This window comes from Arthrobacter humicola, from assembly GCF_039531445.1.
Classification (GTDB): domain Bacteria; phylum Actinomycetota; class Actinomycetes; order Actinomycetales; family Micrococcaceae; genus Arthrobacter; species Arthrobacter humicola.
Map to the genome: position 1 here is coordinate 25,173 of NZ_BAAAQB010000014.1, position 10,639 is coordinate 35,811.

Annotated in this window: 8 protein-coding genes; 6 read left to right on the forward strand and 2 right to left on the reverse strand. The window is 63.9% G+C overall.

Translation table 11 applies throughout. From position 1 onward, the window contains the following. Positions 1-41 precede the first annotated feature (41 nt). The gene (locus ABD243_RS06265; protein WP_344363349.1) at positions 42-713 is read left to right on the forward strand and encodes a GntR family transcriptional regulator; all 672 of its coding nucleotides are present in this window, start codon (positions 42-44) and stop codon (positions 711-713) included. A 72-nt stretch (positions 714-785) separates the two neighbouring features. Here the strand turns inward: ABD243_RS06265 and ABD243_RS06270 are convergent, their stop codons facing one another. Continuing rightward, on the reverse strand, positions 786-1,751 hold the full coding sequence (locus ABD243_RS06270; RefSeq protein ID WP_344363352.1) for a cyclase family protein: 966 nt from the start codon (positions 1,749-1,751) through the stop codon (positions 786-788). Positions 1,752-1,946: 195 nt separating this feature from the next. Between ABD243_RS06270 and ABD243_RS06275 the strand changes: the two genes are divergently transcribed. The 5 genes from ABD243_RS06275 (at position 1,947) to ABD243_RS06295 (ending at position 8,998) form a co-directional block, all read left to right on the forward strand. Further along, positions 1,947-2,882: an alpha/beta hydrolase gene (locus ABD243_RS06275; protein ID WP_344363354.1), complete on the forward strand. Its 936-nt coding sequence runs from the start codon at positions 1,947-1,949 to the stop codon at positions 2,880-2,882. A 44-nt stretch (positions 2,883-2,926) separates the two neighbouring features. Next, on the forward strand, positions 2,927-3,676 hold the full coding sequence (locus ABD243_RS06280) for an SDR family NAD(P)-dependent oxidoreductase (protein WP_344363357.1): 750 nt from the start codon (positions 2,927-2,929) through the stop codon (positions 3,674-3,676). A 185-nt stretch (positions 3,677-3,861) separates the two neighbouring features. Beyond that, positions 3,862-6,069: an alpha-ketoacid dehydrogenase subunit alpha/beta gene (locus tag ABD243_RS06285; RefSeq protein ID WP_344363359.1), complete on the forward strand. Its 2,208-nt coding sequence runs from the start codon at positions 3,862-3,864 to the stop codon at positions 6,067-6,069. 34 nt (positions 6,070-6,103) lie between these two features. Further along, positions 6,104-7,465: a pyruvate dehydrogenase complex dihydrolipoamide acetyltransferase gene (locus ABD243_RS06290; RefSeq protein ID WP_344363363.1), complete on the forward strand. Its 1,362-nt coding sequence runs from the start codon at positions 6,104-6,106 to the stop codon at positions 7,463-7,465. Between the two features lie 39 nt (positions 7,466-7,504). Next, on the forward strand, positions 7,505-8,998 hold the full coding sequence (locus ABD243_RS06295) for an NAD-dependent succinate-semialdehyde dehydrogenase (protein ID WP_344363365.1): 1,494 nt from the start codon (positions 7,505-7,507) through the stop codon (positions 8,996-8,998). A 301-nt stretch (positions 8,999-9,299) separates the two neighbouring features. Here the strand turns inward: ABD243_RS06295 and ABD243_RS06300 are convergent, their stop codons facing one another. Further along, positions 9,300-10,406, reverse strand: a complete 1,107-nt coding sequence (locus tag ABD243_RS06300; protein ID WP_344363368.1) for an IS110 family RNA-guided transposase — start codon at positions 10,404-10,406, stop codon at positions 9,300-9,302. Positions 10,407-10,639 lie beyond the last annotated feature (233 nt).

The following is a 10,639-nucleotide window of genomic DNA, read 5'->3' on the forward strand; positions in this document are numbered from 1 at the left end:
ACGGGTAGATTTGTCGTTGTAACAATGGAGGGAACTGGACCATGGTGAGTCGCGGCGAAGTAGCCAGCCAAAGAATTGCGGACAGCCTGCACGGTGCTGTCCTCCGGGGGGAGCTGGCGCCTGGCGAGAGGATTCGGCAGGAGGAGATCGCGGAACAGTTCGGCGCGAGCCGGCTGCCGGTGCGCGAAGCCCTGCGAATACTCGAATCTGAAGGGCTTGTCACACTCAAAGCGAATTCCGGTGCGTGGGTCTCCCGGCTCAACCTTGAGGAGTGCGTGGAGATTTACAAGATCCGCGAACGCGTGGAGCCGATGCTGCTGGCCGAAAGCATCCCCAACCTGACCGAGGAGACCATCGGCAGGCTTGAGGAACTGATGCATGCAATCGAAGATGATGAGGACATTGAAAAATTCCTGCGACTCGACCGGGAGTTCCATCTGCTCAGTTATGCAGGGGCACCGATGCCGTCAGCCCAAAACATGGTCGTGAGGTTCTGGAACACGACGCAGCAGTACCGACGCGCCTTCGCCCAGATCATCGGCCACAACCGGCGCTGGATAATTGAGAGTGAGCACAAACTGCTGATGGAAGCCATCCGCCGTCGTGACACCGAAGAAGCCGAACGCGTTCTGCTCGGACACATCCGCCGGACACGACTTGAACTGGCCAACCACCCAGGGATCTTCGCGACATCAGAGGGCCAGGCCGGGTAGAGGAAACGCCTGCGGCGCCCGCAGGATCGGGGCGCCACAGGCTCACAACCCGGCCTGTGGAGCTGTCGAGTCCTATTTCACCACGAGTGGATTGACCGGAGCACCGGTGCCATCCACAACCTTCAGCGGAGCTGCGGTGTAGAGGAAGGTGTACTGCCCGTCCTCGGCGCAGTCGGCGGCAAGGGCGTCCAGGGCAATGATCTCGGCGAAGGTGACGCCAAGGTTGCGCATCAACGCATTGTGCAGCGGCAGTGTGACGCCGGAGACCGGGTCCGTCGTGACCTCATTCGCGATGGTGTCGGTGACGAGATTGGGGATCTCCATTTTCTGGAACCACTCGACGAGTTCCGGGCTGTAGGTCAGGCCCGGTTCGATAAAACCTTCGTAGAATTCCTCCCGCGGTGTTGAGTAGAAGTAGCCGAGCCAGCCGGTCCTGACCAGGAGGATGTCGCGCGGGCGGATCTCACAACCCTGCGCCGCCGCCGCGGCCATCAAGTCCTCGTGGTCAAAGGTCTCCCCCTTGTCCAGATATTCCTTGCCGCGGTGGCGGGCCATGTCCAGCAGGATGCCCCGGCCCGCGATACCCTTTTCCGCGATCGGCAGGACGCTGGCTTTCGCCATCCGTCCGCTGGTCGATTCGGCAGGGAAGCCATTGTAGATCTGGTCGCCGTACCAGAGATGGCCGAGCGCATCGTACTGGCTCGAACCCTGCAGATACATCACGATCATGTCGTCAGCAAACTCCAGACCGCCGGGGAAGACCGTCCCCGTGCCGCTCAGATAGTTTCCCCTGTCCATGATGTTGACCCGTGTCGCCGGTCCGCGAGGACCCGGAAAAGCCGGATCACCATGGGGATGGCCAATCTGCACCTGCAGCGTGAAGGTTTTCCCCGACCGGATCTCCGCCGCGCCGCGAAGGACCTGCCCGGCATCGAGATAGTTGAGTGCCCCGACTTCATCGTTGGCACCCCACTTTCCCCAGTTACTCGGCGAGCCGGCGAGCAGCTCAGTCAAATGTGGAACGGGATTCTGCGACATTGCATGTCCTCCATGGGTTGCTCTCGACAGACGCACCTCGGTGCCTCGTTCAGCAGGTCCGCTGAACCGCCGAACAAATAATGGATCCAATCTATCCACAAATCGCCTCAAAATGTCTATAGTTGACCTCTATCGGACTCGATTGGATTCATTGATCCGCTTTACCGTCCGCTTCCTTCCCAGCAGGAGAACAACATGCGCAACGACGCCATGGTCGCAGAGCGGCTCAAGGACTGGGGCGACAGCCTCGCCCAACTCATCCCCATTCTCGAAGGGGATCCCGCAACACAGACGCTCGACGAGCTCAGGGACAACTACGTCACCATGCTGAAAGGGCACCCTGTTCCCGAAAACCTGATCGTGGAACACGCGGACCTGGGCGGAGTGCCGGGCACCGTCATCATGCCTCCGGAGGTTATTGAGGGGCGCACCCTCGTCTACTTCCACGGAGGCGCCTACATTTTCGGGGCATCCGCCGGATACCTCGGCCTGGGCGGACGCCTTGCACTGGCTTTGAGTACCAAAGTCGTACTGCCGGACTACCGGCTGGCTCCCGAGCATGCGTACCCCACCCCCATCGAGGATTGCCTTGCTGTCTACAAATGGCTGCTGGACGAAGGGCACGATCCCGACCAGCTGGTGTTTGCCGGGGACTCCGCAGGCGGGTCCTTAACAGTGTCGGTCATGGTCCACGCCCGTGACGCCGGACTTCCGCTGCCCGCTGGCGGCGTTGCGATCTCACCGTGGGCCGATCTTGAACACACCGGATCGTCGATGTCATCCCGTCACGGGCTCGACCCCCTCTGCACCAAGGATGCCCTTGACGTACAGGCACGGACATTTCTCGCGGGCGCGCCAGCGAACTCACCCGACGCCTCCCCCGTCTTCGCAGACGTCAGCGGGCTACCTCCCATACTCGTCCAGATTGGCGAAAACGAGGTCATGCTCAGCGGCGCAATGCGGCTGGCCACCCACCTGGCTGAAAGCCGCGTCCGCACCACCCTCGAAGTGTGGCCGGGAATGTTCCACGTCTGGCATCTCTTCGCCGCCATCCTGCCCGACGGTCAGCAAGCCATCGATAACGCCGCTGACTTCCTCCGCCAAGCCATCGAATCCCGGCGGAGCGCATAGTCGCGCCTGCCGGCTCACCCACCAATCCCGACGAAAGGCTTCCCATGACTGTTAGCTTCGACTTCACCGGCAAGACCCTCCTGCTCACCGGCGCGGCAGGAGGGATCGGCCGCGAAATCACAGCTCTGTTCTACGACGCCGGTGCCAATCTCGTTCTCCTGGACATGGACGACGCCGCACTCAAGGACATCGCAGCTGGCCATGATCCCGCCGGCGAGCGAATCGCCATCATGAAGATGGACTCATCCTCCGTGGCTGACATTGACGCCGCCCTTGCACTGGCCAAGGACAGGTTCGGAGGCGTCGACTACCTCATGCCGGCTGCCGGCATCTATCCCGAGCAGCTGGTGGAATCCATGACGGATGAACAGTGGCGGCAGGTCATGACCATCAACCTCGATGGTGTCTTCTTCCTCCTCAAACGCGCCCTTCCCATCATGCGGGACGGAGGAGCCATCGTTAATTTCGCCTCGCTCGCCGGACACCGGGGCAGCTACGGGCACTCGCACTACGCCGCAACCAAGGCGGCCATCATCTCCCTGACCAAGACCTTGACCCTGGAGCTGGGCCCGCGGATAAGGGTCAACGCCATCTCTCCGGGAATCATCGAAACACGCATGACCGGCGACCTCCTGCGGACCCGTGGCGAGCAGCTCGTATCCAGCACCCCGCTGGGACGCAACGGCCAGGCCTCCGAAGTTGCCACCGTCAGCGCCTTCCTCTGCAGCACCGCTGCCAGCTTCGTCGCCGGAGAAGTCATCCATGTCAACGGCGGCCTCTTCATGGCCGGGTAAATGCCCACTCATCCACCGGACTTCTTGATTGGATCCAATTAACCTTCCAAGTTCTCCATTGGATCTTATTTCCGGATTCATCCGCGTCATTTTCAGTTGCATTGGATCCAATCATGGATGTATCGTAATTAACGAGTGACCTGAATCACGCCACTCCCATCGACTTAATACCCGTGGAGAAACTTATGCCCCGCCGCACACCGCTGACCCCCAACGTTGACTGGGTCGAGCTGAGCACCACCGACCAGGACTGGAAGAAAGCCGACCCGGCCCTGCTCAAGACCATGCTCGTCCAGATGCAGATCATCCGCGCCTTCGAAGAAGCCGTCCTCGAGCTCGCCGCCGAAGGCCTAGTTCACGGACCCGCCCACTCCAGCATCGGCCAGGAGGGCGGCGCCGTCGGGTCGGTAGTGGACTTGCGGACCGGCGACGGCGTTAACGGATCCCACCGCGGGCACCACCAGTTCCTCGCCAAAGGCCTGGCTTATCTGTCCCGCGGCACCGGAGGGCGAATGGATCCCACCAATCCGATCACCCAGGACGTGCAGGCCTATCTCCAGCGGACGCTTGCTGAAATCCTCGGCCTCGATCAGGGATTCAGCCACGGCCGCGGTGGATCCATGCACCTGCAGTGGATGGAAGCGGGGGCCTTGGGAACCAACGCCATCGTCGGCGGCGGCGTCCCCCTTGCCGCCGGCAATGCCTGGGCGCAACAGCACTCAGCCACGGCAGATGCCGGAAGCGACATCACAGTTTCTTACTTCGGTGACGGTGCCACCAACATCGGATCCGTCCTGGAAACCATGAACCTCGCCGCCGCGTGGAAACTGCCGCTGTGCTTCTTCATCGAAAATAACCTCTACGCCGTCTCCACGCATGTCTCCGAGGTGACCGGCGAATCCCGCCTCTCCGGCCGCGGCCCCGGCTTCGGCATCCGCTCCTGGCGCGTCGACGGAATGGACCCGCTGGCCGTGCACCTGGCTATGGAACAAGCCACCGACCACATGCGCTCAGGGGGAGGACCGGCCGTCATCGAAGCCGAGGTCTACCGCTACTTCCACCAGAACGGGCCTTTCCCCGGCAGCGCCTTCGGCTACCGCAGCAAGGAAGAAGAGAAAGCGTGGCGCGATCGAGACCCCATCCTCCGCGTCGCCACGGAACTGAAGAAGCTCGGCCACCTCGACGATGCCTCCATCATGGCAATGAACGAGACGATCAAAGCCGCCTGCAGCCACGCCGTCGCCGAACTCACGGAACAAGACCCGGACGGTAAAGCCGGTAAACGCCGCATCCGTCCCGCTCTGTGGCCCGACCCGTCTTTCGTTGATGTCGGAATCCGAGGCGACCTCTCAGAGCTGGAATCGGCCAGGACCGAAGAAGAATCGTCCTTCTCAGGGGTCCTGAAGGAGGGTAAATTCATCGACGCCGTGGCCGAGGTCATGCAGGCGCGCATGGATGCCGACAAGTCCATCGTCGTTATGGGCGAGGACGTCCACCGCCTCAAGGGCGGAACGAACGGCGCCACCCGGGGCCTGAAAGACTCCCACCCGGACCGGGTGCTGGGGACCCCGATCAGCGAAAACGCCTTCGCCGGCCTGGCCGGCGGCATGGCAATGGACGGCCGGTTCAAACCCGTCGTGGAGTTCATGTATGCGGATTTCATGTGGGTCGCCGGTGACCAGATTTTCAACCAGATTGCCAAAGCCCGCCACATGTTCGGTGGCACCGGCGAAATGCCGCTCGTGCTCCGTTCCAAAGTCGCTATGGGAACCGGATACGGCTCACAGCACTCGATGGATCCGGCCGGCATCTTCGCCACGTCGGCAGGGTGGCGGATTGTGGCTCCCTCCACACCCTTCGACTACATCGGGCTGATGAATGCCGCCCTGGCGCTTAAGGATCCAGTCGTTGTCATCGAACACGTCGATCTCTACACAGGTGCCGGCAAGATGCCGGCCGAGGACTTCGACTACCAAATTCCCTTCGGCAAGGCCGCCGTTCGCCGCACTGGAAAGGATCTGACAATCCTCACCTACGGGGCGATGGTCCAGCCGACGATGGACGCCGTCGTCGAAACAGGCACGGACGCCGACGTCGTTGACCTGCGTTGGCTTGACCGGGCAAGCATCGACTGGGACACCATCGGCGAAAGCCTTAAAAAGACCAACAACATTCTTATCGTCGAACAAGGCGCCCTCGGCACCTCCTACGGCGGCTGGCTCAGCGACGAGATCCAGCGCCGGTACTTCGACTACCTGGACCAGCCAATCCAGCGCGTCACCGGTGGCGAAGCGTCCCCCAGCATCTCCAAGGTCCTGGAACGGGCAGCCTTCGCCGGGAAGCCTGAAGTGGCCGCAGCGCTGCAGACCATCAAAGACGGCCAAGGCCTTTAGGCCTGCGTCCAAAGACATTACTGGGAGACAAGAAATGCCCGCACTGATGAACATGCCGGAAGTCATGGCGAACGCCATGGAAGCGACGCTGTCCACCTGGCTCAAGAAGGAAGGGGACACCGTCGCCGCCGGCGATGCCGTCGCCGAAGTTGAAACCGAGAAGGCTACCGTCGAAATCGAGGCGGAAACCGATGGCGTCATAGCCCGGCTGCTCGTGGAAGAAGGGACCAGCGTCGACGTCGGGGCGCCTATCCTCATTATTAAAGCCTCCGGCGACTCTGACGCCGAGGTGGCATCTTTCCTCCAGAGCGTGGGATCCACAGCGGACGACGCAGCGTCCGCGTCCGGTCCTGCCATTCCGGCTGAGACCACACTCGCGGAGGCCATCGAAACAAATACCCCGGTCGTCGCGCCGACCAGCACCGACAATCGGTCCAATACCCCGGGCCCGGAACAGACCACGGTCCCTGACCACAACGGACGCATCTTCAGCTCGCCCCTTGCCCGACGCATGGCCAAGGAAAACCAACTGGACGTCACCTCCATCACCGGCACCGGACCGGGTGGCAGGATCATCCGCCGCGACGTCGAACAGGCCATCTCGACCAAGGCCAGCGCCCCCGCGGCAGCGTTGGTCCGCCCAGAATCAACCCAGGCACCAACTCAGCCCGTGGAGGCCGCCCCGACGGTAACGCCCGCACCGGCGGAAGCGGCCCCGGGAGTTACATCAGTTCAGCACTCGAAGATGCGTCGTGCCATCGCCCGCCGCCTCACCGAATCCAAGAGCACCGTTCCGCACTTCTACTTGTCCGCCGATGTGCGCATGGACGACCTCCTCGCTCTGCGCAAGCAAGTCAACGCATCGTCGACTCGAAAAATCACCGTCAATGACCTCATTGTCAAGGCCGCGGGGCTGGCGCTACGAGACGTCCCGGCGGCGAACGTCATCTGGACCGACGACGCACAGCTCCAGTACAGCTCCTCCGACATCTCTGTCGCGATCGCCGTCGACGGTGGCCTGCTCACCCCTGTGGTGAGAGGCGTCGACTCCCGGTCGCTCAGCAGTGTGAGCGCCACAATCGGTGATTTCGTCGAACGAGCCAAAGCGGGCAAAATCCGTCAGGAAGAACTCACCGGCGGCAGCTTTTCGGTAACCAATCTGGGCATGTTCGGAACCAAACAGTTCTCGGCCATCCTCAACCCCCCGCAATCGGCCATCCTCGCCGTCGGCGCTGCCGAACCCCGTGCCATTGTCGTCAACGGCGAGCTGGCAGTGGCGACCATGATGACGTGCACCCTGTCGGCCGATCACCGGGTCATTGACGGCGCCGTCGCCGCTCAATGGATGCAGGCCTTCAAAGACCGCATGGAAAACCCGCTCACCATCCTCATCTGAGCAGTCCCCCGAACACTTTCAAAGAATCCGGAGACATAGATGTCTGCACAAAATACTGTTACCGCGGAGCGGGAGAGGGCCTTGCTGGCCTCGGTCCCGACGGGCCTGCTGATCAACGGCGAATGGCGTCCGGCCGCGTCCGGGAAGACCTTCCAGGTCGAGGACCCCGCCACCGGCCAGGTGCTGCTCAGCATCGCCGACGCCGGCCCCGAGGACGGCAAGGCGGCCCTGGACGCCGCCGCCGCCGCGCAGGAGTCCTGGGCCAAGGTCCCGTCCCGGGAGCGCGGCGAGATCCTGCGCCGCGCCTTCGAGCTCGTGACCGAGCGGGCCGAGGACTTCGCCCTGCTGATGACCCTCGAAATGGGCAAGCCGCTGGCCGAGGCCCGCGGCGAGGTCACCTACGGCGCTGAGTTCCTGCGCTGGTTCTCCGAGGAAGCCGTCCGTGCGTTCGGCCGCTACTCGGTCTCCCCGGACGGGAAATCCCGGCTGCTGGTGACCAAGAAGCCGGTGGGCCCGTGCCTGCTGATCACGCCGTGGAACTTCCCGCTGGCCATGGCGACCCGCAAGATCGCCCCCGCCGTGGCGGCCGGCTGCACCATGGTGCTCAAGTCCGCGAACCTGACCCCGCTGACCTCCCAGCTGTTCGCTGCCGTGATGGTCGAGGCCGGCCTGCCCGCCGGTGTCCTGAACGTCATCCCGACCTCCACCGCGGGCGCCACGACGGGGCCGCTGATCAAGGATCAGCGCCTGCGGAAGCTGTCCTTCACCGGCTCCACCGAGGTCGGCCGCCGGCTGCTCTCGGATGCCTCCGAGACGGTCCTCCGGACCTCGATGGAGCTGGGCGGCAACGCCCCGTTCGTCGTGTTCGAGGACGCCGACGTCGACGCCGCCGTCGCCGGTGCCATGCTGGCGAAGCTGCGGAACATGGGCGAGGCCTGCACCGCGGCCAACCGGTTCATCGTGCACGAGTCCGTCGCACAGGAGTTCGCGAAGAAGTTCGCCGCGAAGATGGCGGAGATGACCACCGCCCGCGGCACCGAGGCCGAGTCCAAGGTCGGACCGCTCATCGATGCGAAGAGCCGGGACAAGGTCCACGAACTCGTTACCGACGCGGTGAGCGATGGAGCCGTCCTCATCATGGGCGGGGCACCGGTTGACGGTCCAGGCTACTTCTACGAACCCACCCTTCTCCTCGACGTGCGCGACGGCGCCCGGATCCTGTCCGAGGAAATCTTCGGCCCCGTCGCCCCGATCATCACCTTCGACACCGAGGACGAGGCCATCCGGCTAGCCAACAACACCGAATATGGCCTGGTCGCCTACGTCTTCACCCGCGACCTGAACCGGGGCCTCCGGATGGGCGAACGCCTCGAGACCGGCATGCTCGGCCTGAACGCCGGCGTCGTGTCCAACGCGGCCGCCCCGTTCGGCGGCGTCAAGCAGTCCGGCCTGGGCCGCGAAGGCGGCCTGGAAGGCATCGAGGAATACCTCTATACCCAGTACATCGGCATCGCCGACCCCTACACCGGCTGATATGTAGGGGTTGCCTGTCAAGAGGGCAAGGGTGAGCGGTCCAGGGCTGGTTTGTCCTGGACCGCTCTTTCGTATCCGTTCTCTGGCGTCGTCCCACTTGGCTGGCGCGTCATCTTCGACGAGTGAGCGCTGTCATGCTGATATGCGCGGGTTGGTTACCGCAGGACGAGGTGTTCGGCTGGAGGGGTGCCGCTGGTCTAGCAATGTCGGGCGTCACCGGTGTTGGCCGGTTGTCCATAGCCGGCTCGCGGGTCTCCTCCACGCTGCCGGGCCGTTGGTCGGAGGCCCGGGAACGGTACGCCTATTCATCGGTCCATGGCTGTTCCTGTTGGACCGGGGCAGCAAGGGACCAGCACCAGCCGGCCAGTTCGCGGGCGACGGCGACGTCGGCGATGACCCGGCGTTTGTGCCGGGCCTCGAACTGCTCCCACTTGTGGTGCAGCCGGTGGTTGCCCTGGTGGCCGCGGACCCGGGACGCCTCGTCGGCCGCGTCCCATCGGGCTCGCATCTCACGGCTGGGGTTGCTGTAGGGGCGGCGGTGGTGCCAGGCGGCCTCAACCAGCAGCCGGCGGGCATGGGTGTTGCCCGCTTTGGTGATCGCCCCCTGGGACCGGGAGGCGCCGGAGGAATGTTCCGAAGGGACCAGACCCAGATACGCTCCGATGGTGGAGCCGGTGAAGCGGGTCCAGTCGCCGATCTCCACCGCCAGGCCGAAGGCGGTCAGCACCGAGATCCCGCGCAGACACATCAGGGCCCGCACCACCGGGGCATACGGCTCGGTGGCCGCCATCGCGGTGATCTTCGCATCCAACCGGTTTCGGCGGTCCAGCGTCAGCTCCGCCGTCTCCAGGCCGGCCTCGTAGGCGGCCTGGAGGGCCGGGTCATCGAACCGTTGCCGGTGCAGCCAGGTGTGGTGGGCGTCGGTCCAGGCATGGCCGCCGGAATAGACCAGGCCGTGGCGCAGCAGGAGCTTCGAGACCCGGTGGCGGGCGCGCATCAGGTCCGCCCGCACGTCCTCGCGGGCCCGCACCAGATCCCGGGCCGCCTCCTGGCGGGGACCCGGGACCCGGACCGGGGTGATCTGGCCCAGCAGGGCCAGCCGGGCCAGATGCTCGGCATCCCGGGCATCAGTCTTGACCCGGTCCCCGGACGGACGCTGGAGCTTGGACGGCGCCGCCACCACACACTCGATCCCCGCCGCATTCAGGCACCGGGCCAGACCGAAACCGGTCGGGCCTGCCTCATAGACGGCCAGGACCGGGCCCGGCAACCCGGACACCCATTCGGTGACCCCGGCATCGCTGGCGGCCAGACTCTGGCGCAGAATCTCCCCGGTCTCACGGTCGATCGCGCAACCCTTGACACTGCGTGCGTGGACATCCAAACCGACATAGGTACGCTTATTCATGACTGGAACCTCCAGACGTTCAAATGTGGCTCTACCAGTCCACACCCCGCACCAGATCGCGGAACAGGCCCCTGGACCGGCAACCCACGAACCTCTTTGAACCAGGGGTTCCAGTCCTACGTCAGACGGCCACCACACTTCATATCTCTAATGGGTAGTGACCAGCCCGGGGTTGGTTGGCAGACTGCTTTCCGGGACCGCCGGGGTGTGACTCCCTTCATATCTGACCCGCT

What these genes read in the sequence shown, in the direction of transcription:
- ABD243_RS06265 (WP_344363349.1), top strand. Translation starts at nt 42, where the DNA reads ATGGTGAGTCGCGGCGAAGTAGCCAGCCAAAGAATTGCGGACAGCCTG.
- ABD243_RS06270 (WP_344363352.1), bottom strand. Translation starts at nt 1,751, where the DNA reads ATGTCGCAGAATCCCGTTCCACATTTGACTGAGCTGCTCGCCGGCTCG.
- ABD243_RS06275 (WP_344363354.1), top strand. Translation starts at nt 1,947, where the DNA reads ATGCGCAACGACGCCATGGTCGCAGAGCGGCTCAAGGACTGGGGCGAC.
- ABD243_RS06280 (WP_344363357.1), top strand. Translation starts at nt 2,927, where the DNA reads ATGACTGTTAGCTTCGACTTCACCGGCAAGACCCTCCTGCTCACCGGC.
- ABD243_RS06285 (WP_344363359.1), top strand. Translation starts at nt 3,862, where the DNA reads ATGCCCCGCCGCACACCGCTGACCCCCAACGTTGACTGGGTCGAGCTG.
- ABD243_RS06290 (WP_344363363.1), top strand. Translation starts at nt 6,104, where the DNA reads ATGCCCGCACTGATGAACATGCCGGAAGTCATGGCGAACGCCATGGAA.
- ABD243_RS06295 (WP_344363365.1), top strand. Translation starts at nt 7,505, where the DNA reads ATGTCTGCACAAAATACTGTTACCGCGGAGCGGGAGAGGGCCTTGCTG.
- ABD243_RS06300 (WP_344363368.1), bottom strand. Translation starts at nt 10,406, where the DNA reads ATGAATAAGCGTACCTATGTCGGTTTGGATGTCCACGCACGCAGTGTC.